23 protein-coding genes and 2 pseudogenes are annotated in these 21383 nt (G+C 69.1%); 16 read left to right on the forward strand and 9 right to left on the reverse strand.

Annotation, left to right across the window (positions count from 1 at the left end; all coding sequences use genetic code 11):
- Nucleotides 1-25 precede the first annotated feature (25 nt).
- A pseudogene (locus ACFSKW_RS34640) lies at nucleotides 26-396 on the reverse strand (transposase); the annotation flags it as partial.
- Between ACFSKW_RS34640 and ACFSKW_RS34645 the strand changes: the two are divergent.
- Nucleotides 307-558 (forward strand): hypothetical protein, encoded by a 252-nt coding sequence (locus tag ACFSKW_RS34645; protein ID WP_379577315.1) that lies wholly within the window; start codon nucleotides 307-309, stop codon nucleotides 556-558. The pseudogene ACFSKW_RS34640 and the gene ACFSKW_RS34645 sit on opposite strands and share 90 nt — an antisense overlap.
- Nucleotides 559-605: 47 nt before the next feature.
- On the opposite strand, the gene ACFSKW_RS34650 is transcribed toward ACFSKW_RS34645, so the two are convergent.
- Both ACFSKW_RS34650 and ACFSKW_RS34655 read right to left on the reverse strand, forming a co-directional pair.
- A complete protein-coding gene (locus ACFSKW_RS34650; protein ID WP_379577076.1) occupies nucleotides 606-1469 on the reverse strand; it encodes an LLM class flavin-dependent oxidoreductase in 864 nt (287 codons plus the stop codon).
- Nucleotides 1470-2634: 1165 nt separating this feature from the next.
- Nucleotides 2635-3876, reverse strand: a complete 1242-nt coding sequence (locus ACFSKW_RS34655) for an MFS transporter (RefSeq protein WP_379577078.1) — start codon at nucleotides 3874-3876, stop codon at nucleotides 2635-2637.
- Nucleotides 3877-3927: 51 nt separating this feature from the next.
- Between ACFSKW_RS34655 and pip the strand changes: the two genes are divergently transcribed.
- From pip to ACFSKW_RS34670, 3 genes are all read left to right on the forward strand, one after another.
- Nucleotides 3928-4887, forward strand: a complete 960-nt coding sequence (pip, locus tag ACFSKW_RS34660; RefSeq protein WP_379577079.1) for a prolyl aminopeptidase — start codon at nucleotides 3928-3930, stop codon at nucleotides 4885-4887.
- A 195-nt stretch (nucleotides 4888-5082) separates the two neighbouring features.
- Entirely contained in the window at nucleotides 5083-5331 is a 249-nt protein-coding gene (locus ACFSKW_RS34665; RefSeq protein ID WP_379577081.1) for a hypothetical protein, read from the forward strand.
- A 595-nt stretch (nucleotides 5332-5926) separates the two neighbouring features.
- Nucleotides 5927-6139 (forward strand): hypothetical protein, encoded by a 213-nt coding sequence (locus ACFSKW_RS34670; RefSeq protein ID WP_379577083.1) that lies wholly within the window; start codon nucleotides 5927-5929, stop codon nucleotides 6137-6139.
- Nucleotides 6140-6201: 62 nt separating this feature from the next.
- Here ACFSKW_RS34670 and ACFSKW_RS34675 read toward each other — a convergent pair whose 3' ends face one another.
- On the reverse strand, nucleotides 6202-7674 hold the full coding sequence (locus tag ACFSKW_RS34675; protein ID WP_379577085.1) for an MFS transporter: 1473 nt from the start codon (nucleotides 7672-7674) through the stop codon (nucleotides 6202-6204).
- Between the two features lie 104 nt (nucleotides 7675-7778).
- Between ACFSKW_RS34675 and ACFSKW_RS34680 the strand changes: the two genes are divergently transcribed.
- From ACFSKW_RS34680 to ACFSKW_RS34735, 12 genes are all read left to right on the forward strand, one after another.
- Nucleotides 7779-8375, forward strand: a complete 597-nt coding sequence (locus ACFSKW_RS34680; protein WP_379577086.1) for a TetR/AcrR family transcriptional regulator — start codon at nucleotides 7779-7781, stop codon at nucleotides 8373-8375.
- 38 nt (nucleotides 8376-8413) lie between these two features.
- Nucleotides 8414-8590 (forward strand): hypothetical protein, encoded by a 177-nt coding sequence (locus ACFSKW_RS34685; RefSeq protein ID WP_379577088.1) that lies wholly within the window; start codon nucleotides 8414-8416, stop codon nucleotides 8588-8590.
- A 282-nt stretch (nucleotides 8591-8872) separates the two neighbouring features.
- The gene (locus tag ACFSKW_RS34690; RefSeq protein ID WP_379577090.1) at nucleotides 8873-9334 is read left to right on the forward strand and encodes a transposase; all 462 of its coding nucleotides are present in this window, start codon (nucleotides 8873-8875) and stop codon (nucleotides 9332-9334) included.
- Between the two features lie 463 nt (nucleotides 9335-9797).
- Nucleotides 9798-9962, forward strand: coding sequence for a 50S ribosomal protein L33 (gene rpmG / locus ACFSKW_RS34695; RefSeq protein WP_379577092.1), 165 nt, complete (start codon nucleotides 9798-9800; stop codon nucleotides 9960-9962).
- A gap of 4 nt (nucleotides 9963-9966) precedes the next feature.
- A complete protein-coding gene (locus ACFSKW_RS34700; protein ID WP_379577094.1) occupies nucleotides 9967-10206 on the forward strand; it encodes a type B 50S ribosomal protein L31 in 240 nt (79 codons plus the stop codon).
- A 24-nt stretch (nucleotides 10207-10230) separates the two neighbouring features.
- On the forward strand, nucleotides 10231-10467 hold the full coding sequence (rpmB, locus tag ACFSKW_RS34705; protein ID WP_379577096.1) for a 50S ribosomal protein L28: 237 nt from the start codon (nucleotides 10231-10233) through the stop codon (nucleotides 10465-10467).
- Nucleotides 10467-10766: a 30S ribosomal protein S14 gene (gene rpsN, locus ACFSKW_RS34710; protein ID WP_379577098.1), complete on the forward strand. Its 300-nt coding sequence runs from the start codon at nucleotides 10467-10469 to the stop codon at nucleotides 10764-10766. Before rpmB ends, rpsN begins: the two co-directional genes overlap by 1 nt.
- 10 nt (nucleotides 10767-10776) lie before the next feature.
- Entirely contained in the window at nucleotides 10777-10941 is a 165-nt protein-coding gene (rpmF, locus tag ACFSKW_RS34715; RefSeq protein WP_379577100.1) for a 50S ribosomal protein L32, read from the forward strand.
- A 25-nt stretch (nucleotides 10942-10966) separates the two neighbouring features.
- Complete coding sequence (locus ACFSKW_RS34720; protein ID WP_379577102.1) at nucleotides 10967-12118, forward strand: CobW family GTP-binding protein; 1152 nt, start codon at nucleotides 10967-10969, stop codon at nucleotides 12116-12118.
- On the forward strand, nucleotides 12115-12339 hold the full coding sequence (gene rpsR / locus ACFSKW_RS34725; protein ID WP_379577104.1) for a 30S ribosomal protein S18: 225 nt from the start codon (nucleotides 12115-12117) through the stop codon (nucleotides 12337-12339). Before ACFSKW_RS34720 ends, rpsR begins: the two co-directional genes overlap by 4 nt.
- Nucleotides 12340-12365: 26 nt before the next feature.
- Complete coding sequence (locus ACFSKW_RS34730; protein ID WP_379577106.1) at nucleotides 12366-13082, forward strand: class I SAM-dependent DNA methyltransferase; 717 nt, start codon at nucleotides 12366-12368, stop codon at nucleotides 13080-13082.
- Between the two features lie 387 nt (nucleotides 13083-13469).
- A complete protein-coding gene (locus ACFSKW_RS34735; protein ID WP_379577108.1) occupies nucleotides 13470-14141 on the forward strand; it encodes a class I SAM-dependent methyltransferase in 672 nt (223 codons plus the stop codon).
- A gap of 91 nt (nucleotides 14142-14232) precedes the next feature.
- Here ACFSKW_RS34735 and ACFSKW_RS34740 read toward each other — a convergent pair.
- The 5 genes and pseudogenes from ACFSKW_RS34740 to ACFSKW_RS34760 all read right to left on the reverse strand — a co-directional run.
- Nucleotides 14233-14445: pseudogene (locus ACFSKW_RS34740) on the reverse strand (ATP-binding protein); the annotation flags it as partial.
- A gap of 56 nt (nucleotides 14446-14501) precedes the next feature.
- Nucleotides 14502-15236, reverse strand: coding sequence for a respiratory nitrate reductase subunit gamma (gene narI, locus ACFSKW_RS34745; protein WP_379577110.1), 735 nt, complete (start codon nucleotides 15234-15236; stop codon nucleotides 14502-14504).
- Complete coding sequence (narJ, locus tag ACFSKW_RS34750) at nucleotides 15233-15859, reverse strand: nitrate reductase molybdenum cofactor assembly chaperone (RefSeq protein ID WP_379577112.1); 627 nt, start codon at nucleotides 15857-15859, stop codon at nucleotides 15233-15235. The genes narI and narJ overlap by 4 nt, the downstream gene beginning before the upstream one ends.
- Nucleotides 15856-17538, reverse strand: a complete 1683-nt coding sequence (gene narH / locus ACFSKW_RS34755) for a nitrate reductase subunit beta (protein ID WP_379577114.1) — start codon at nucleotides 17536-17538, stop codon at nucleotides 15856-15858. Before narH ends, narJ begins: the two co-directional genes overlap by 4 nt.
- Nucleotides 17538-21200 (reverse strand): nitrate reductase subunit alpha, encoded by a 3663-nt coding sequence (locus ACFSKW_RS34760; RefSeq protein ID WP_379577116.1) that lies wholly within the window; start codon nucleotides 21198-21200, stop codon nucleotides 17538-17540. Before ACFSKW_RS34760 ends, narH begins: the two co-directional genes overlap by 1 nt.
- Nucleotides 21201-21383: the final 183 nt, after the last annotated feature.

Genomic DNA, 21383 nt, shown 5'->3' on the forward strand with positions numbered 1-21383 from the left:
CGGGCGGGGTGCGGCGAGAAGCTGCTTTGTGGGTGCCGAAATTATCGCAGATGAGATGAATGTCCAGCTCGGCCGGGAACGCCTTGTCGATGGTGATCAGGAACTTCTCGAACTCGGTGGCCCGGTGCTGGCGGTGCAGTTCGCCGATGACGGTCCCGTCGGCGATGTTGAACGCGGCGAACAGGCTGGTGATCCCGTGGCGCCCGTAGTCGTGGGTGCGCCGCTCGGGCATCCCCGGCATCATCGGTGAGACCCGGCTGCGAGCGATCCAGCGCCCGGATCTGGGACCGCCCGCTCAGGAGGATCGTGATACAGCCCGACGACGTCGACGACCTTCTCCACGAACAGCGGATCGGTGGAGAGTTCGAAGGTTTCTGCCCGGTGCGGTTTGAGGTCGAAGTCGCGCGGGATCCGGCCGGAACACCCCAAGCTGCAGGACGGCACCCACGAGGTGCACTGGGCACCTGCGAGCAGCGGCGGGACCGCCCGCGGCAGGCCCGCCCCGCCGAGCCGATGGACAGCACGGCGGCCAGTGTGCGCGACTACCTGGCCAACTAGACCTCAGCTGATCACAGACCAGACCGCACAACCCTGGCCAAGCCGCACTAGGCCGTCGCTTCGGCGAGCAGCTCGACCTGGTCGAGCCGTGATGACGTGGGAACGAAGATGAGCTCGTCACAGCCGCTGGATTCGAACGCGGCGGCGTAGGACCTGACCATCTCGGCGCTCACCGCGGCGCTCGCCGCGATCTGCCCGGCGACGTCGCCGAGCCAGGCGTAGTAGTTCAGAAGGTAGGCATCCGCCTGCGCGCGGGCATCGGACCCGAGCGCGAAGTAGGCCAGTGATAGCTTGCGTGGCTTGCCCTGCCGGCCCTCGTTCTGCCAGGCGGCATCGACACCTGCCGCAGCTTGCGCGAACATTTCCGGCGTGCCTCCCCCCATGATCCAGCCATCGGCCAGCTGAGCGACTCGGCGGAAGCTCGCCTCGGACGCTCCGCCCAGGATGAGCTCGGGGCCGCCGCCGCGGGCGGGCTCCGGTCCGATCGCGCCGGCGAAACCGCGCTCTTCGCCGGACCAGATGCGCTTCATCTCGGCGAGTTGCTCCTCCAGGCGGCGCCCCCTGCCTTCGGTGGTCAGCCCGCTGGCGGTGAAGTCGTCGTCACGTCCTCCCAGGCCAAGGCCCAGCACGAGCCGCCCCCCGGAGAGCCGGTCGAGCGAGGCGGCCTGCTTCGCCAGCAGCGCGCTGTTCGTATACAACGGTGCGAGCAGCACACTGGTGGTCAGCCGGATCCGGCTGGTGACCGCCGCGGCGGCGGTGAGGGCGATCAGCTCCTCGTAGCTCGGGTACACGAGTCTGCCGATCGTGCCCAAGGTGCTGAACCCTGCTTCCTCGGCCTGCCGCGCCCAGTCGATGAGGGCTTCCCCGTCAGTCCCGGGAACCGTGTTGGGCAGGCCTATCCCGATATCCATCCGTGCCTCCGGTCATAGGGTCATTCTCACAACGTCAATACCGCCGGACCGGATTGGCCATGAGTCGACACGCTGGCGGATGGGAACGATGTGGATGCGGCCGGGGTGTTTCGTGGTTACTTCCAGGCATTTATCCGACCGAACTGTGCTGCCCGTAGGCGGCGATCGCGCGGCTGCCCTCGAGTGTCCGGTTGTGTTCAGCCGCCGTCGGCCGGCGGCCCCACATCTCGCCGAGCGACACGCGGCCTGTCAGGCCGCTCCCACAGGGGCGCAGCTGCCTTCCTGAGCGGCATGGGGAAGCTGACCGTGAGAGCCAACGCGCCGGTCCTGGGGTAGCCGGCACCTGGAGTTGGATCTGGGTGACGGCAAGCGGCCGGAAAGCCGTGGCGATGCCACGCTAGGTCAGGGGCGTCATCGATCAGTACCGTGGAGCGGCTTCGATGTCCCTGGTCTATCGGTTGGAGCGGTGTTTGTACGGTCTTGTGGCAGTGCTGGTCCGCTCTGATCTGTCCAACGAGGCTGAGCTGCTGGTGCTACGGCACGAGAACCAGGTGCTTCGTCGGCAGCTCGGTTGCCGGCCGCGGTGGGGTCATGCAGACCGGGCTGGTTCACGGTGCTGTCGCGGTTGGTCCGGCGCCGCCGGTGGGCGGGGTGTTCCGGTCACCCCGGCGACCATCTTGCGCTGGCCTCGCGGTCGCGCGGAAGTGTACCTTCACGGACAGGCGGCGCCCAGGACGCCCGGGCACGCGCCGGCCGATCAAGGCATTGATCGTGCGGTTGGCGTGAGAGAACCCGACCAGGGGCATCGCCGAATCCAGGGGGAGTCGGCCCGCCTGGGTTACACGGTCGCTTCCTCTACCAGGTGGGAGATCCTGCACGCGGCCGGTATCGATCCGGCGCCCCGCCGAAACGGGCCGACCTGGCGGTAGTCCCTGACTACTGAGGCCCAGGCGATCATCGCGTGTGACTCCTGGCGGTCGAGACGATCCTGCTCAAGCGGCACACGGTCAGCTCGCTCCCGCTCGGGTCCGGCGCGGGTTTCGGACCCTCCGTCCCGCACTCGCCCAACCGGCCGGCGCACCCAAACCTGCCAGACCCGGCCCTGGACGCCCACCCGGCATTCCCAACCGCCGCCCCACTCCCCGCCACGACATGGACAAAACCGTCAAACGCGGCCGCCCCCTCGCGCTGATCGCGGTGACCGGGCGAAGACGAGCGCGATCGGGATCAACACGGCGGTCAGCGCGAAGGCGGCCGGGTAGCCGGTCCGTGCGGCGAGCACGCCGAAGGCAGCGGCGCCCAGTCCCATCCCCGCGTCGTAGGCGAGGTTCCATACGGCGCTGACCGTGCCGTACGTGGAGGCGGGGGCCCGCTCGAACATCAGCATCAGGCTGGCGTTCTGGGCGACGCCGAAACCGGCTCCGAACAGCGCCATCCCCGCCACCACCGCGACCGGGTCGGTGGTGAGGGCCGGTACGGCCACGCCGGCCGCGGTCAGGAGCGCGCCGGGTGCCAGCTGCCGGCCCGTGTCGTTTTTGTCCGCATGCCGCCCGGCCCACCAGCGGGCAAGGGTCGACGCGGCGGCCTGAGCGAGCAGGGCGGCCGCCGCGAGATCGCCGAACCCGGGGGCCAGGGCGACCGGCAGGAAGGTGGCGACGATCCCCGCGGCCATCGCGGCGGCCGAGAAGACAATCGAAGGCCGGACCAGGGCGGGGGTGCGCAGCCCGGCCAGGATGCCGAGCGGCTGCAGTACCCGTGTCCGCGATCCTGGCCGTGGCATGCGCCCGGGAAGGGCGGGCACCGCCGCCAGCCCGGCCAGGGCGGCCAGTGCTCCAGCGGTGAACACCGATGCGTACCCGATCCTCTCGGCGAGCCAGACGCCCAGTGGCAGCGCGATGACCGCCGGCACCCCGACGACGACGCCGTGCAGGCCCAGCCCCTCACCGCGGCGTTCGGGCGGGACCAGCGCGGCCACCAGCGCGCCGCTGAGAACGGCGGTGATCGCGAACCCCGCGCCGCGCAGGACGCACACGGCCATGACTGTCGCCGTGCTCGCCGAGCCGGGCAGCGCCAGCGCCGGAATCCCGAGGAGCACCAGACCTGCGGCCATCACCGCCCGGTACCCGAACCTGGAGGTCAGGCGGGGGGCGCACAGTTCGGCGGCCACCGTGGAGGCCATCAGGACGCTGGTGGTCAGCCCCGCGCCCATCCCGCCCGCGCCGATCGAGGAGGCGTACAGCGGGACGACCGACAGCAGCAGGGAGAAGCTCGTCCCCGCACCGAAACTGGACAGGAAGACCATGGCCAGGGTCCTGGTGAGGATCCGTGGGGGTACGGCGGCCGCGGCGTGTCCCGCCATGGGGGTGGCGGGGCCGGCCGCGGAGGTCGCGGGGTCGGGGGAATCCACCCCCATAATGTAACAGCGCTGTTGTATTTTGGTCGAAGAAGGGATCATGGCATGGCCGAGCTCTACCCGCCGATCGAGCCGTACGACCACGGCATGCTCGACACCGGTGACGGCAACCTCGTCTACTGGGAGGTCTGCGGTAACCCGGAAGGCAAGCCCGCGCTCGTCGTGCACGGCGGGCCCGGCTCAGGGTGCTCCACCGGCATCCGCCGGTATTTCGACCCCGGCCGTTACCGGGTGGTCCTGTTCGACCAACGCAACTGCGGACGCAGCACGCCGCACGCCGGCGACCCCGCCGCCGACATGAGCCGCAACACCACCGAGCACCTGCTCGCCGACATGGAGCGGCTGCGCGAGCACCTCGGTATCGACCGCTGGCTGCTGTTCGGCGGCTCGTGGGGCTCCACCCTGATCCTCGCCTACGCCGAGCGCCACCCGGGGCGGGTGTCGGAGATCGTCATCTCCGGCGTCACCACGACCCGGCGCTCGGAGATCGACTGGCTCTACCGGGGCGTTGGGCGGTTCTTCCCCGAGGAATGGGACCGGTTCCGCTCCGGACTCCCCGAGACCGACCGCGACGGCGACCTCGTCGCGGCCTACGCCCGCCTGATGGAAAGCCCCGACCCCGAAGTGCGGTCGAAAGCCGCGATCGACTGGTGCACATGGGAGGACGCGGCCGTCTCCCTGGAGCCGAACGGCGCGCCGAACCCCTATAGCGACGGCGCACCGGCCGACCTGCTGGCGTTCGTGCGGATCTGCGCGCACTACTTCGCGCACGGCGCGTGGCTGGAGGAGGGCGTCCTGCTGCGCGACGCGGGCCGCCTGGCCGGCATCCCCGGCGTTCTGATCCACGGTCGCCTCGACCTGAGCAGCCCGCCCGACACCGCCTGGGAACTTGCCCGCGCCTGGCCCGACGCGCAGCTGATCGTTATCGGTGACTCGGGGCACACGGGCAGCGACACGATGCGCGAGCAGATGCGCGGCGCGCTCGACCGGTTCGCCGGCCGGTAAGCCGATCGGGAATTGTGGAGTGTGATGGGCCGAGGCCGGTTTCGTGGCGCCGGCCAGGTGCGCGGGGGTTGTCTGGCGTAGCCGGCTGGGTCGCTCGAGATCATCGCGGGCAGCAGGCGGCGGAACACCGCGCAGGTGGCGAAGGGCCGCGAACAGGCGTATCACTATGTTGGAGGTGCCGGGTAGGAATGGCTGGTGATCATCGTCATGAGCATGACCTGGAAGGAGCGTCGTTCCCTCTTCGACATCGAGGACGCACTGGCCAGGGACGACGCGGAGTTCGTCGAACGCATCAACGCGATCAACAGGATCGAGGCGGATGATGCCTCTGCAGCTTCCAGTGATGCTTGCTGGGAGCGGTGGTTGTATCGCCACTACCCGACGCTGCTGCTCGCCGCGCTCGTACTCATCGTGCTTGCCGTCCTCACTGCGATCGTGGATTGATCAGCCCCAAGCTGGAGTTCGTCGAAGAGCTGCCAGCCGATCGGGCTGAGGGCGACGTGACGGTTGTCGCGCGCTCTTCGTCATGGGCGAAGGACATCTGGTGGGGGGCTGGCCATCCGGGTCGCCACGGACGAGATCGTGACGATGCGGCCACTGCCGCGGAGCAGTGGCGTTGGCCAGCTGGATGTTGGGGTCAGATCGGGTGCGGTGGTGGTCAGTGACGGCGTGCGCGCCGCACCTGCATGACGGGGTGCCGCCGGCGCGGCCGGCGACCGGGCTGGGTGAGGACGGCCTCTCCTACCGGACGCTGCAGCGGTGCGTTGGTCACCCTCGGCGCGGATGGCACGTAGAAGTATCGGGAGTCCTTCGAGCTGGTATACCGGCGCGAGGCCACCAGGCCGAACGAGATCTGGCAGGCCGACCACACCGAGCTGGACATCTGGGTGCTCGACGATAAGGGCGAGCCGGCCCGGCCGTGGCTCACCGCCTTCGCGGACAGCAGCACGTCCGAGCGCACCCTCGCGCTCGCCGGCGACCCAGCGCACTCCGGCAGCTCCTGCAACGCGGCCACACGCGGCGAGACAGGTCGGGATCGATGCGCTCCCCGCGCACGGGCCGGCGCAAGGCGATGACGTGCTGCGGATACACCAGCCCCGCACGCCGGGCCTGGGCGATGATCTCCGACACCGGATCGACCACGCGGGCCTGGCAGTGCAGGCCGGTCACCACCACCAGATGCCCGCCCGGCTTCACCAACCCCGCCACACAGCCGACGTCGAACCGCGGCACCTGCGTGAGATGGGACTGACACCTTGAATCGCAGGGGCACGGATGAGGTTGGTCCCGCCTTGCGTCGGCCGAATCCCTATGTCATCGGGTGAGCTCCTCCGCGGCCGCGGATTCGGCTGTGGGAGCCTGCCGGTTCTTCATGGTCAGGACCAGGAGAATTGCGCAGGCGGTGAAGACGGCTGCGACGGTAAAGGCCGTGGTGACTCCCTCGGTGAGGACCTGGTGGGCCGGTCCGCTCGAAGCGCGGGTGGCTGCGCCGAACACCGTGACGAGGATGGCCAGCCCCAGCGCACCGCCGATCTGCTGCATGACATTGAGCAGGCCGGAGGCGGCGCCGGCATCCTCGGCTCGGATCCCGGAGGACAACACGGTGGTGGCTCCGACCAGCAAGATGCCCATGCCGAGACCGGCGATCATCATGGGGCCGAGCAGCGCCGTGGCGTAGTCGGCCTGGGGCGTCAGCTGTGTCATCCACAGGAGGGCCAGGCTGATCGCCGCGGCGCCGACGGCGATCAGCGTCTTGGCGCCCAGGCGTGGCAGCAGCCGGGCCGCTACGCCGGAAGAAGCCAGGATCACGAGGGCCAGCGGCACGAAGGCGAATCCCGCCTGCAGAGGGCTGTAGCCGCGGACCTGCTGCAGGAACTGGGTGAGGAAGAAGAACATGCCGTTGCCCGCGGCCAGGACGAAGAGCAGCACGACGTAGCCGCCGGCGCGGTTGCGGTCAGCGAACAGCCGCAGCGGGACGATCGGCTGCCGGGCACGGGACTCGACGGCTACGAACAGTGCCAGCAGGACGGCGGCCGCGCTGAGCGCGCCGAGGGTGACCACGTCGCCGAAGCCCTGCTCAGCGGCGCGGATGAAGCCGTAGACGAGCGCGGTCATGCCAAGTGTCGAGGTCAGCGAACCCGCCAGATCGAAGCGGCCTGGGTGGCGATCGGTCTCGGTGATGAACAGCGGGGCCAGGATCAGCAGGACGATGCCGATCGGCACGTTGATGAACAGCACCCACCGCCAGGAGATCCAGTCGGTGAGCATGCCACCGGCGATGAGGCCGATCGCGGCGCCGGAGCCGGAAACTGCCGCGTAAGCCCCCAGCGCCCGCGCCCTGCGTGCAGGGTCCGGGAAGCCTACGGTGATGAGGGCGAGCACGGTCGGGGCGGCAATGGCTGCGCCGATCCCCTGACCGGCACGGGCCGCAAGCAGCATCTCGGCCGATGTGGACAGCCCTCCGGCCAGTGAGGCGACGGTGAAGATGACGACCCCGCCCATGAGAGCCCGGCGTTGGCCGAAGATGTCGCCCGCGCGACCGCCGAGCAGCAGGAGACCGCCGAAGGCCAGCATGTAGGCGTTGAGCACCCAGGACAGGCCGGCCGCAGAGAAGCCGAGGTCGTCCTGGATGTCAGGGAGGGCGATGTTGACCACGTTGGTGTCCAGGATGAACATCGTCTGACAGATCAGCACGATGGCGAGCATCAAGCCGGGGTGGCGTTGGTGGCGGGAGGCGCCGGCGGGCCCGGAACCCGGTGACGCCACGTGCGTGCTCTGGTCGGTCATGGCACTCCTCAGGAGGGTGGGCAACGAAACGAGGAGGCTCCTCGGTTTCTGGTGAGCTAAGATATGAGGAGGTTCCTCGTTTTAGCAACCGTGTGGGGAGTCCCGTGACGGATCGATCAACGCAGACCCGGCCCGTAGGGCGCAAAGATGCGCGACGCAATTACGAACGGCTCCTGACGGCCGCCCGGACGGCTTTCGCCGAGCACGGCGTTGGCGCTTCCTTGAACGACATCGCGCGCACCGCCGGCGTCGGCAACGTGACCCTCTACCGGCACTTCCCGACCCGCCAGGCACTGCTGGAGGCATTGCTGGGCGAGAGCCTGCGCGGCCTGAACGCACGTTCAGATGAGCTGCTCGCCTCCCCATCCCCGCACCAGGCCCTGGCCACCTGGCTGACGGCTGCGGTCGAGCACGCCATGACCTATCGCGGCCTCGTCGACGCCCTCGTCGAGAGCCTCGCCGACCCCGCATCCGAACTCCACGCCACCTGCCAGGCCATCAAGGCCGCTGGGGCGCAACTACTGGCCAGAGCTCAGCACACAGGGACGATCCGGCCCGATATCGACGCTTCAGCCCTTTTCTCCTTGATCGCATCAATCGCCTGGGCGGCGGAGCGGACCCCCGCACACCGCGATCAGCTTCTAACCGTCATGCTCGACGGGCTCCACCTCCGGGTGGACGAGCCGGCCCCAACCTGCTGAGGCAGTGGGGCGTGAACGGCGCGGGGAGGGAGCGGCGCTTGCCCCTCTTGCGAGACAACCTTCGAGTTCACGACGATGGTGTGGGCGGGGCGGACCCGGCGGGCGGTGGCCTGTCAGGGCTGGCGCGGCGGGTGGCCGCGCTGGACGGCCGTTTCACCGTGACCAACCCGGCCGGCGAGACCACCACGATCACGGTGCAGTTGCCATGCATGTGATCCCGGCCGAGGACTCCGCCCTGTTGCGCGAGAGCCTCGTGCGGCTGCCGGCGGGACGGTGTAGGACTCTGCTGGTCAACTCGGATTTGCGGGTATGGTTCGTGATCTGATGGTGCCTGTCCTGGATCATGCCCGTTGTGTCAGCAGCCACCATCGGCTCGTCCTGGCTGCCGGGATGGAGGCATCAGTGAAACCTGCCACCCCGCAGCCGACACCCAAGACATCCTCGCCGACGGCGCAGCCACCGACCGCGGCACGAGGCCGCCGAACCTGATCACGAACATGGCCACCACCGACGCCCCCGTGCCCGACATGGCGATGACCGCCACCATCCACCAGCACCTGGCCCGGCGCGACCTGCTACCCGTCGAGCACTACCTGGATGCCGGCTACTCCTCAGCCGAGCTCATCGTCGCCGCCCGCGAGCAGCACCAGATCAACCTGATCACCCCGTTGCGGACCGACAACTCCGTCCAAGCCCGCACCCGCAACGGCTACGACCGCACCGCCGTCACCATCGACTGGGACCGCCGACAGGTCATCGAAGCGACCATCCACCAAGCCGTCACGGTCACCGGCCTGTGCCGCGCCGGCTACCGCGGCATCGAGAAAGTCCACCTCGAACACATCGTCTCCGCCGTCGCCGTCGACCTGATCCGCCTGGACGCCTGGTGGAACGGCCGCCCTCTGAACCGGAAACGCACCAGCCGCCTGGCCCGGCTCGAACCCGCCCTGACCGCCTGAAACGAGGGCCGGGAACTTCCCGGCCCGATCTCAGATCGGATAGCGCCCGGCAGCCGACGTCCTCCAGGTCCATCACGAGATTCCTGATCGCCTGAACGACTCAGGAGGCGCTCGGGTGAGCGATGGTGCCTCATGCAGCAGATCCTCACCGACGCCGATTTCCACCTGGTGCTCACAGGCGTCCACATGCCTTGCTCCACTATGCGCCGTCCCGGATCCCGTCACCGATCCAGCCAGGCTGGCCAACCTCGACGTCGCCGACGAGACCGGCTCGGCGGAGTTCTCCACGAATACCTACATGCCGCTTGAACTGCATGGACGGAGTTCTCGACAGGCAGAGTTCGAGCAGCGTCGCGGGAAGGCCTGCGGCGGATAGGCGGGCTGTCACCGGCTCTCCTCTCGCAAATGAAAACGGTTATCGCTATCATGGCTCAACCCATCCACGACGAGGGAGTGAAGACGGTTGGCCAGAAACGACGTACGGCCGGTGATCAAGCTGCGATCCACGGCCGGCACCGGCTACACCTACGTGACCCGTAAGAACCGGCGCAACGACCCCGACCGGCTCACCCTGCGTAAATACGACCCGATCATCCGCCGGCACGTGCCGTTCCGAGAGGACCGATAGCTCGATGAAGAAGGACATCCACCCCGATTACCACCCCGTGGTGTTCCGCGACCCGAGCGCGGATTTCGCCTTCCTGACGCGATCCACCGTCACGAGCGACAAGACGATCAGGTGGGTGGACGGCAACACCTACCCCCTCGTCGACGTCTCCTCGGCCAGCCACCCCTTCTACACGGGCCGGAGCCGGGTGCTCGACACCGCAGGCCGGGTCGAGCGGTTCAACCAGCGCTACGGCAAGGCCTGACCCCACTTCCAGGAACGAGAGCTCATGTCTACCCACTGCCAGCTCACCGGCACCAAGCCGGTGTTCGGCAACAACGTCTCCCACTCCCATCGGCGCACCCGCCGCCGGTGGAACCCCAACATTCAGCGCCGGCGCTATTGGCTGCCCAGCGAAGGCCGCTACGTACGGCTGACGCTGAGCGCCAGAGCCGTCAAAACGGTCGACAAGATCGGCATCGAGCGGGCCGTGGCCCGCATCCGTGCCAGGGGAGAGCGGATCTGATGGCCAAGAAGAGCAAGATCGCGGCCAACGAGCGGCGCAAGGCCACCGTCACCCGCTATGCGGAGCGACGGGCCGTGCTCAAGGAGATCATCCGCACCGGCTCTGCCGAGGAGAGGGCGCGGGCCGTGCGGGAGCTGAGCCGCCAGCCGCGCGACGCCAGCGCCACCCGCGTACGCAACCGCGACTCCGTCGACGGACGTCCGCGCGGCCACCTGCGCACGTTCGGGCTCTCCCGGATCCGGTTCCGCGAGATGGCCCACCGGGGAGAGCTCCCCGGCGTCACCAAGTCCAGCTGGTAGGAGCAAACACATGGCAGTCCCCAAACGCAGGACCTCCCGGAGCAACACCCGCCACCGCCGCTCCCAGTGGAAGGCCACCGCCCCCGAGCTCGTCCCGATCACCGTCGCCGGGCGTGAACTGCTGGTGCCGCGCAGGCTCGTCCGCGCCTACGAGCGCGGCCTCATCACGCCCTGACCGATCCGTCAGCAAAGGAGTTTTCATGTCCGTCCCCGTCGTCATCGTCGCAGGGCTGTATGCCGCGGCGCGGTCGGCCCTGGTGGATCGCCTGCTCGCCGAGCATCCAGGCTCGGTGGCGATCCACCACGACCTGGAGGAGGTGACCACCGGGCGCGTGCGGCGCGTCGTGCGCGACGCGACGGGGGTGCTGGACCTGCAGGAGGTACGGCTCGCGCACGGCTGCGTCACGTGCACCGTGCGCGAGGACCTGATCCCCCAACTGCTCTCCCGCACCAGCTCGGCGTCGCTACTGATCGCGGACCTGTGGGACTCGGTGGAGCCGCGAGCCGTCGCCGAAGCCCTCGCCTGGCACGAGGACACGGTGAACGTCCTGCGCCTGACCGGAGTGCTGACCGCAGTGGACGCCGCCGGCCTGACCGAGGACCTCTGCTGCGACGAGCATCTGGCCGACCGCGGCAAGCCCGCCGCCGCGGGAGACGAGCGGTACCTGGCCGAGGTGCTCGCCCGGCAGATCGAGTACGCCACCGGCGTCGTCGTGTCCGGCTCGGGTGAGGAGGACGTCGAGCTCGCGCTCACCGTGCTCGGCCACCTCACCCCCACCACGCCCGCCGACGTGCTCGGCCTGGCACTGCCGTCGGTCACCGGCGCGGGAGTCGACGTGGAGACGCTCGCCGCCCGCGTCGACCCCGCGACCGCCCAGCTGCCGTGTGACGCCCAGACCGGGGAGATCTCCACCGTCGTCTGGCACCGGCTACGCCCCCTGCACCCGCGGCGGTTCTTCGACGCCGTCGACGAGCTGGTCACCGAGACCGTCCGCAGCCGCGGCAGGTTCTGGCTGGCCAACCGGCACGAGCGGCTGCTCGCCTGGGACGCCGTGGCAGGCATCGTCTCCGTCGAGGACGCCGGGCCGTGGCTGGTCACCCTGCCGGAGGCGGCGTGGGAACTGGAGAGCCCAGCCCGGCGGATGGCCGCCGCCCTGGACTGGAACGACATCCTCGGCGACCGCGTCCAGCACCTCGTCTTCACCGGCCCCGACCTCGACCGGGACCGCATCCTGTCACTCCTGGACTCCTGCCTCCTCACCGAACAGGAGGCGCTGGCCGGCTCCGACGTCTGGGCCGGTTACCAGGATCCCTTCGCCTTCGTGCTCGACCTCAAGGAGACTCCCGCGTGAAAACCCGCCGCCCGCCCCGCAAGAAGACCAACCCGCTGCTCGGCGTGAACCATATCGACTACAAGGACACCGACCTGCTGCGCAGATTCATCTCCGACCGCGGCAAGATCCGCAACCGCCGCGTCACCGGAGTCACCGTCCAGCAGCAGCGACAGCTCGCCAAGGCCATCAAGAACGCCCGCGAGATGGCCCTGCTCCCCTACGCCTCGCGACCGCGCTGATGGAAGCCGCTCAGCCGTACGAGTCGATGGCACTGTTCTACGACCGCTGGATGTCCGGCACGCCGTACGAGTGCTGGCGCGACTTCGCGCATGCACGCTTCACGGAGGCCCGCATCCCGGTGCACGACGTGCTGGACCTGTGCTGCGGCACCGGCACGATGACCCGGATGCTGTCCGGGTACGGCTACCGCATGACCGGCCTGGATGGGTCGCCTGCCATGCTGGCCGTCGCCCACGAGCGGACCTTGCCCGGCACCGAGCTGATACACGCCGTCCTCCCGGCACCGGGAGCGATTCGCGCTGACTCCTTCGACGGGGTGATGTGCTGCGCAGACAGCCTCAACTACCTCCTCGAGGAGGGCCAGTTCGAGGCTGCAGTACAAATGGTGGCGGAAGGGCTTCGCCCCGGCGGGGTGTTCGTCTTCGACCTCACCACCCGGTACGCGCTGGCGACAGCCACGGGAACCGGCGACGACCGAGAGGATCTCGCCTACGTCTGGCGCACTCGCCACGACCCCGAGACCGGGCGCTGCGACTATCTCATCTCGCTGTTCGTTCCGGAGAACGGTCTCTACCGGCGTGTCTGTGAGCAGCACACCCAACGCTGGTTCGCTCACGACGAAGTGCGCGCCGCTCTGGAGGCGGCGGGCTTTCGGATCGTGATGGTGGCCGACGACTATGGGGACCAGCCGCCCGACGAGCGCACCTTGCGCGAGACGTGGGTAGCCGAATTCACCGGGTGAGAACCGGAGTCCACGGGAGGTGCGAGCCGCACGGCGAAGGAACGGCCGCTCCGGGTCGGACCTGGAGCGGCCGTCGTGCTTGTCTCGGTGCTCAACGTAGGTCGGCTATGCCGGTGGAGCCCAGAGCCAGATGTAAGCGAGTTCGAGAGCCATCAAGTGATCATCTCGGCTGAGATGTCGATGAGACTGAGAGTCACGCTGGAGTGCGGGAGATTATCTGGTCGGTCACTCTGCGTGTGAGTTCTTCAGCGCCCGTCGATTGGCGGCGTTGCTCTCTGCCTGGTGTCCGTCCTCAGCGAACGTTCTTGGCCTGCCGCCTGGGATCGGTGACTGTTGGGTGATGAGCCAAGCCAGGCCCTGTACGCCCTCTTGGAGGTTCACTTGGGAGTGGCATCCTTCGCACGGTATGACGGGCTGGCTGACTGGTACGAGGAGTACAACGCGCCCGCGGCGGCAGCGAACCAGGACGCGATCCGCGAGCTCATGGGTCCTGGTGATGGTCTCTGCCTGGACCTGGGCTGTGGCGGTGGCCAGTATTTCGAGACGATCCGGTCGACGGGCCGTAAGGTCGTCGGCTTGGACTACTCCGCTGATCAGCTACGGATCGCTCGAGGTAGAGATGCCGACCTGCTGGTCAGGGCAGACGCCGCCGCGCTGCCGTTCGGCGATGGGGTCTTTTCGGCCGTCACGGCGCTGTGGGTCTCCAGCGACGTCGACGACTTCGCCGCTGTCGTGAAGGAAGCAGCGCGAGTGCTGACCCCCGGGGGCCTGCTGGCCTACTACGGCGTCCATCCGTGCTTCAACGGCCCCCACACCCAGACCCGCGAGGACGGCGCCCGCATCGTCCATCCGGTCTATCGGGCGACGGGCTGGCACCACGACGCACCGTGGTGGGGCAACAACATCAGGCGCCGCGTCGGCATGCGCCACCAGACTCTGCCCGACCTGTTGAATGCTTTCCTCGAAGCCGGCCTGGCCATTAGCCGCGTGACCGAGCCCAGAACCGAACCCGTCCCCTGGGTCCTAGCCATTCGAGCTCATCGGCCGCACACGTCCTGATTTCGAGGCTGTTGCAGGCCCCTCCCTGGCTGCATGATCGCGCGGTTGTGACGGGGAGGGGAATCCGCGATCGGGACGGACCGAGCTCGGGTCAGCCTGTCTGTTCTGCTCGGGCACGGGTCTGGGCCAGGCGGTAGGAGTCGGTGCCGGTTTCGAGGAGGTTGCCGGCGAAGGCGAGGCGGTCGACGATCGCGGCGCAGAGACGTGGGTCGGTGAAGGTGCGGGTCCAGCCAGAGAAGGACTCGTTGGAGACGATGGCCACGCTGTTCTTCTCCTCGCGTTCGGTGAGCACCTGGAAGAGGAGCAAGTAGCAGGCCGTGCGCAGGCGATGCCCTCACGACCTTGGTTCATGGACGGGGTTCATGGACGGCTGGTGGGTTCCCAGCCTCGACGGATCGGCCGGGTTCTGGGGTGCTGGTCTCGGCTGCGGTAGACGATGTAGGGCCGGGTCAGGTAGCCGATCGGGGCGGTGAGCATGTGCACCAGCCGGGTGAAGGGCCAGAGGGCGAACAGCAGCAGGGCGCTGAGCGCGTGCAGCTGGAACAGTGGCGGCGCCCCGGCCATCAGCTCGGGGTCGGGCTGGAGGTAGAAGATCGAGCGGAACCAGGGCGAGATGGTGGTGCGGTAGTCGTACCCGCCGCCGATGATGTTGGCGGCGACGGTGGCGGCCAGGCCGAGCACGACGACCAGGGCGAGGACGGCGTACATGAGCTTGTCGTTGCGGGTGGTGGCGGTGAACACCGGGCCGACGGTGCGGCGGCGGTAGATGAGGATCGCCAGGCCGCCGAGGGTGGCGATGCCGGCGATGGTGCCCAGCACGACAGCGGCGATGTGGTAGGTGTGCTCGCTCACGCCCGCAGCCTCGGTCCAGCTCTTGGGGATCACAAGGCCGCCGATGTGGCCGAGCAGCACGACCAGGATGCCGAAGTGGAACAGCGGGCTGCCGATGCGCAGCAGCCGCGACTCGTACATCTGTGAGGAGCGGGTGGTCCAGCCGAACTTGTCGTAGCGGTAGCGCCAGATGTGCCCGAGCACGAACACGGTGAGCGCCACGTACGGTGCCACCACCCACAGCAGAATGTCGATGGCGTTCACCGGGATGCCTCCATGACGGCGTAGGGTTCCAGTCCGACCTCTTCGACCGGCGGTCCTTCGGCCGCCAGGCGCAGTGCGGCTTCCTTCTCGCGCCGCCCGGCCGGGGGCAGCGTGGCCGCAACGGCGGCCACCACGTCGGCGTACGGCGAGCGCTCGTCCTCCAGCGCCGTGCGCAGCAGCTCCAGGCCGGACCGGTGTTCCTGCAGCAGGCGCCGGGCCTCCCGCACGGCGCCGCGGGCCGACAGCTCGCACACCACCGCCACATGGTCGGGCAGCTCGCCGTCGGCAAGCTCGAAACCCGCTGCACGCAGTGCGTGCTTGAAGCGCAGCAGCGCCCCGCCGCGCTTGCGGGTGTCGCCGTAGGCGTAGTACGTCAGGTAGGGGCAGCAGCGCCGCTTGAGGTCGAAGGTCGCCACGTAGTGGGCGGCCAGGTCGGCTTGGGCGGTCACGGCGGCGTGGTCGAGGAAGGCGGTCAGCCGGTCGCGGACCTCTCCGGCGGGGAGCGCGGCCACCGCCTCGGTCAACACCTGCCGGGAGCCGTACAACCGGTCGTCGGGGTAGCCGAGCAGCACCGACGCGATCATGTGGGCGGTGCGCAGCCGGCCCTCGTCCAGAGCCTTCATGATCGCTCCTTCGTTCCGTGGTCGGAGGAAGGACCCCCGTTCCTCTTCGGGAACAGTCCGTCGGGGGTGCCCTTGCCATCCCAGTTGAGGAGGTTGATGCGGCCGCGCAGCTCGCCGGCGTCGCTGAGGTCCTCACCCGACTGCCGTTCTCGCAGCGCGTGGAAGTTCTCCACCGCCACCGGAGCGGGCATGCCGGACGCCTCGCCGAACGGGCCGCCCATGCCCGGGCCGCCCTCGTAGTCGAGGCTGCAGCCGGTGGCCAGTTCCTCCAGCTCCGCGCCCTGCTCGGCGTGCGCCTTGGGGATGACGTACCGCTCGCCGTAGGGGGCAAGGGCGAGCAGCCGGTGCATGCCCTCGACCTGCCCGCCGCTCATCCCCACGGCGGCGGCGATCGACTCGTCGGCGTCCTGGCCGAGGTTGAGGCGGCGCATGTAGGAGCGCATCGCGGCCAGACGGCGCAGCACAGCCCGCACCGGCTCGGCATCGCCGGCGGTGAACAGTTCGGCCAGGTAGCCGATCGGGATCCGCAGGGCGTCGATCGCGCCGAACAGGTTCGCGGCGTCCTCGCCGTCGTGGCCGGTACCGGCGAGCACGTCCACCACGGGCGACAGCGGCGGGATGTACCAGACCATCGGCATCGTGCGGTACTCCGGATGCAGCGGCAGGGCCACGCCGTACTCGAAGATCAGCTTGTGGATGGGGGAGTCGCGTGCCGCCTCCAGCCAGTCCTCGGGGATGCCGGCGGCGCGGGCGGCGGCGATCACCTCGGGGTCGTGCGGGTCCAGCAGCACGCTCTTGTGCGCCTCGTACAGGTCCTTCTCGTCCGGGACGGAGGCGGCCTCGGCGACGCGGTCGGCGTCGTAGAGGATCAGTCCGATGTAGCGCAGCCGGCCCACGCACGTCTCCGAGCAGACGGTCGGGATGCCGACCTCGACCCGCGGGTAGCAGAAGGTGCACTTCTCGGCCTTGCCGGTGCGGTGGTTGAAGTAGACCTTCTTGTACGGGCAGCCGGTCACGCACATCCGCCAGCCGCGGCAGCGGTCCTGGTCGACCAGGACGATTCCGTCCTCGGAGCGCTTGTACATCGCGCCGGACGGGCAGGAGGCCACGCATGAAGGGTTGAGGCAGTGTTCGCAGATGCGCGGCAGGTAGAACATGAACGCCCGCTCGAACTCCAGCTTCACCTGGTCCGACACCTTGCGCAGCACCGGGTCGGCCGGGGCCAGCTCCGGGGCGCCGGCCAGGTTGTCGTCCCAGTTCGCACTCCAGCTGATCTTCGTCGGCTCGCCGCTGATCAGCGACTTCGGACGGGCGACGGGCGTGTCCTCGGTGGCGGGCGCGGAGAACAGCCGGTCGTAGTCGTAGGTCCAGGGCTCGTAGTAGTCCTGGATCGAGGGCATGAGCGGGTTGGCGAAGATGGTGAGCAGCTTGCGCAGCCGCCCGCCCGCCTTCAGCCGCAGCCGGCCGCGCCGGTTCAGCTCCCAGCCGCCCTTCCACTTGTCCTGGTCCTGGTAGGTGCGCGGATAGCCCTGGCCGGGGCGGGTCTCGACATTGTTGAACCAGACGTACTCGGTTCCGGCCCGGTTGGTCCAGGCCTGCTTGCAGGTGACCGAGCAGGTATGGCAGCCGATGCACTTGTCCAGGTTCATCACCATGGCCAGCTGCGCCATGATCCGCATCAGTAATCCACCTCCTGGCTGCGACGGCGGATCACGGTGACCTCGTCGCGCTGGTTGCCGGTGGGCCCGAGGTAGTTGAAGGCGAAGCTCAGCTGGGCGTACCCACCGATGAGGTGGGTGGGTTTGACCAGGAGCCGGGTGAGCGAGTTGTGGATGCCGCCGCGCCGCCCGGAAGCCTCGGCTTTGGGCACGTCCACGACGCGTTCCTGGGCGTGGTACATGTACACGGTCCCTTCGGGCATCCGGTGCGAGACGACCGCACGGGCCACCACCACGCCGTTGCGGTTGACCGCCTCCACCCAGTCGTTGTCGCCGATCTTCGCCTTGGCCGCGTCGGCCGGGGACATCCAGATGGTCGGCCCGCCCCGTGACAGGGTCAGCATCAGGAGGTTGTCCTGGTATTCGGAGTGGATGGACCACTTGGAGTGCGGGGTGAGATAACGCACCGTGATGCCCTGCTCGCCGCCCTCACCGATGCCGGGCTCGCCGAACAACGCCGTCATGTTGAGTGGCGGCCGGTAGACCGGCAGCGCCTCCCCTGCCTCGTGGATCCAGTCGTGGTCGAGGTAGAAGTGCTGGCGCCCGGTGAGCGTGTGCCAGGGCTTGCGGTGCTCGACGTTGATGGTGAACGCCGAATAGCGGCGCCCGCCGCTCTCGCTGCCCGACCATTCCGGCGATGTGACCACCGGGACCGGGCGGGCCTGTGTGTCGGCGAAGGTGATCTGCTTGTGCTCGTCGGCCAGCCCATCGAAGGCCGTCCCGGTGCGGCGAGCCAGCGTGGCGAAGCCCTGGGCGGCCAGGTGCCCGTTCGTGGTGCCCGACAGGGCCAAGATGGCCTCGCACATGTCGACGTCGCGGACCAGGGATGGACGGCCCTCGGCGACGCCGCCGCGGACGATGCCGTTCATCCGGCCCAGCCGTTCGATCTCGCCGGAGACGTCGAACGTCAGCCCCTTGGTGGTGGCGCCGAGCTGTTCCAGCAGCGGGCCGAGGGCGGCCATCTTCTCCGCGATCGCCCCGTAGTCGCGCTCCACCGTGACGAGTTTGGGGAAGTCACCGCCCGGCGTGGGTGCCTGGCCCGTCGCGCGCCAGTCACGCACCCGCCCGTGCGGGGTGGCCAGCTCGTCGGGCGTGTCGTGCAGCAGCGGCACGGCCACCACGTCCGTGCGGGTGCCCAGGTGGGTCTTCGCGAGGTCGCTGAAGGCGCGAGCGATGGCGTGGAAGGCGACGAAGTCGGTGCGGGTCTGCCAGGGCGGGTCGATCGCCGGGGTGAAGGCGTGCACGAAGGGGTGCATGTCGGTGGAGGACAGGTCGTGCTTCTCGTACCACGTGGCGGCCGGCAGCACGATGTCGGAGAACAGCGTGGTGGAGGTCATCCGGAAGTCCAGCGACAGCAGCAGGTCGAGCTTGCCCCTGGGCGCCTCCTGCGGCCAGGCCAGGCTCTCCGGCCGCTGCCCGGGCGCAGCCTCCTCGGCGCGGACGGCCGAGTCGGTGCCCAGCAGATGGCGCAGGAAGTACTCGTTGCCTTTGGCTGAGGAGCCGAGCAGGTTGGCCCGCCACACCGTCAGCACACGTGGCCAGTTCGCCGGCGCGTCGGGATCCTCGCAGGCGAACCCGAGCCGGCCTGCGGAGACCTGCTCGGCGATGTACGGTCCGGCTTCCCGGCCCTCGGCCGCGGCCTCGTCGGCCAGGTCCAGCGGGTTGCGGTCGAACGTCGGGTACGACGGCATCCAGCCCAGCCGCGCCGACTGCGACAGCAGATCGGCGGTGGCCTTGCCGGCGAACGCGCCGTCGCCGAGCGGCGAGGAGACGACGTCGGCCGAGTAGGTGTCATAGCGCCACTGGTCGGTGTGCAGGTACCAGTAGGCGGTGCCGATCATCTGCCGTGGCGGGCGCGACCAGTCCAGGCCGAAGGCGAGCTGAGCCCAGCCGGTGATCGGCCGGCACTTCTCCTGGCCGACGTAGTGCGCCCAGCCGCCGCCGTTGACGCCCTGGCAGCCGGTCAGCGTGGTCAACGCGAGGAACGAGCGGTAGATCGTGTCGGAGTGGAACCAGTGGTTCGTCCCCGCCCCCATGATGATCATGGATCGGCCGCCTGACTCCTCGGCGTTACGGGCGAACTCCCGCGCGATGCGGGTCGCCGCGGCGGCCGGGACGGAGGTGATGGCCTCCTGCCAGGCGGGCGTGTACGGCTCGGCCGCGTCGCCGTAGCCGGACGGCCATCGGCCCGGCAGCCCTCCGCGGGCCACGCCGTACTGGGCGAGCATCAGGTCGAACACCGTGGTGACCAGGTGACCGCCGACCTGTCGCACCGGCACGCCGCGCTCCAGCACGCCGTCGCCGTGGCCGTCGAAGCGAGGCAGCGCGACCGGCACTGCCTCCTGTCCCATGGCGGTGAGCAGTGGGTCCACGTCGCCGAGGTCGAGGTTCCAGCGGCCCTGGCCTTGCTCGGAGTAGCGGAAGCCGAGCGAGCCGTTCGGCACGACTGGCTCGCCGGTCCGCGCGTCCAGTAGCACCGTGGCGAACGCCGCCTCCTGCCCGTCCTGGCCGAGATCGGCCGCTGTGAGGAACTTGTCCGGCACGTATCCGCCGTCGTCCCGCTCGCGCAGCCGCACCAGGAACGGCAGGTCGGTGAAGCGCTTGACGTAGTCGGTGAAGTACGCCGTCGGCCGGTCGACGAAGAACTCCTTGAGGATCACGTGTCCCATGGCCATGGCCAGCGCGCCGTCAGTGCCCGGGTGCGGGGCCAGCCATTCGTCGGCGAACTTGGCGGCGTCGTTGTAGTCAGGGGAGAGCACGACCACCTTCTGGCCCCGGTAGCGAGCCTCGGCCATGTAATGGGCGTCGGGCGTGCGGGTGACCGGCACGTTCGAGCCCCACAGCATCAGGTAGGCGGCATCCCACCAGTCGGCCGACTCCGGCACATCGGTCTGGTCGCCGAACACCTGCGGGGAGGCCACCGGCAGGTCGGCGTACCAGTCGTAGAACGACAGCATCGCCCCGCCGATCAGCGAGATGAACCGGGCGCCCACCGCGTGCGAGGCCATCGACATGGCCGGGATCGGCGAGAAGCCGGCCACCCGGTCGGGACCGTAGGTCTTGATGGTGTGCACGTGCGCCGCGGCGATGATCTCGCATGCCTCGTCCCAGGTGACGCGCACCAAGCCGCCCTTGCCGCGTGCCGTCTGGTAGCGGCGGCGCTTGCCCGGGTCCGTGGTGATCTCCGCCCAGGCCGCGACCGGGTCGCCCAGCCGCCCCTTCGCCTCGCGGTACATCTCCACCAGCACGCCACGGGCGTACGGGAAGCGCACCCGGGTGGGGGAGTAGGTGTACCAGGAGAACGCGGCGCCGCGCGGGCAGCCGCGCGGCTCGTACTCCGGCCGGTCGCCGCCCACACTCGGGTAGTCGGTCTGCTGCGCCTCCCAGGTGATCACACCGTCCTTGACGTACACCTTCCACGAGCACGAGCCCGTGCAGTTGACGCCGTGGGTGGAGCGCACCACCTTGTCGTGACTCCACCGGTCGCGGTAGAAAACGTCGCCTTGGCGGCCGCCGATCTGGTGCAGGGTCCTCAGATCGTCAGAGACGGAGCCGGACCGCAGATGCCGGCCCAGTTTCAGCAGGGCGTCACTGACCGGACCGTCCATACCCGCCATACGCATGACTCCTCATCTCACATGTCGAACCGGACATGCCCTCCATCGGCGTTTTCGTGACCATTGATCCGCGCGGGAGACCATGCGCCTGTTCGACCCGGTGCACTACCCGCCGATCCGTGTCGGCGCCGGATGCCCAGTGGGACATCTCGATCCTTGCGGCCGACATCAGGGACCTGTCAGGGTCTT

The organism is Nonomuraea mangrovi (assembly GCF_042681425.1).
In the GTDB taxonomy this organism is placed as follows: domain Bacteria; phylum Actinomycetota; class Actinomycetes; order Streptosporangiales; family Streptosporangiaceae; genus Nonomuraea; species Nonomuraea mangrovi.

Bases quoted from the DNA above. Each gene is read 5' to 3' on its own strand.
- ACFSKW_RS34650 (WP_379577076.1), bottom strand. From the start codon at position 1,469: ATGGATATCGGGATAGGCCTGCCCAACACGGTTCCCGGGACTGACGGG.
- pip (WP_379577079.1), top strand. From the start codon at position 3,928: ATGGCCGAGCTCTACCCGCCGATCGAGCCGTACGACCACGGCATGCTC.
- ACFSKW_RS34670 (WP_379577083.1), top strand. From the start codon at position 5,927: ATGCGCTCCCCGCGCACGGGCCGGCGCAAGGCGATGACGTGCTGCGGA.
- ACFSKW_RS34675 (WP_379577085.1), bottom strand. From the start codon at position 7,674: ATGACCGACCAGAGCACGCACGTGGCGTCACCGGGTTCCGGGCCCGCC.
- ACFSKW_RS34690 (WP_379577090.1), top strand. From the start codon at position 8,873: ATGGCCACCACCGACGCCCCCGTGCCCGACATGGCGATGACCGCCACC.
- ACFSKW_RS34700 (WP_379577094.1), top strand. From the start codon at position 9,967: ATGAAGAAGGACATCCACCCCGATTACCACCCCGTGGTGTTCCGCGAC.
- rpmB (WP_379577096.1), top strand. From the start codon at position 10,231: ATGTCTACCCACTGCCAGCTCACCGGCACCAAGCCGGTGTTCGGCAAC.
- rpsN (WP_379577098.1), top strand. From the start codon at position 10,467: ATGGCCAAGAAGAGCAAGATCGCGGCCAACGAGCGGCGCAAGGCCACC.
- rpmF (WP_379577100.1), top strand. From the start codon at position 10,777: ATGGCAGTCCCCAAACGCAGGACCTCCCGGAGCAACACCCGCCACCGC.
- ACFSKW_RS34720 (WP_379577102.1), top strand. From the start codon at position 10,967: ATGTCCGTCCCCGTCGTCATCGTCGCAGGGCTGTATGCCGCGGCGCGG.
- ACFSKW_RS34730 (WP_379577106.1), top strand. From the start codon at position 12,366: ATGGCACTGTTCTACGACCGCTGGATGTCCGGCACGCCGTACGAGTGC.
- narJ (WP_379577112.1), bottom strand. From the start codon at position 15,859: ATGAAGGCTCTGGACGAGGGCCGGCTGCGCACCGCCCACATGATCGCG.
- narH (WP_379577114.1), bottom strand. From the start codon at position 17,538: ATGCGGATCATGGCGCAGCTGGCCATGGTGATGAACCTGGACAAGTGC.
- ACFSKW_RS34760 (WP_379577116.1), bottom strand. From the start codon at position 21,200: ATGCGTATGGCGGGTATGGACGGTCCGGTCAGTGACGCCCTGCTGAAA.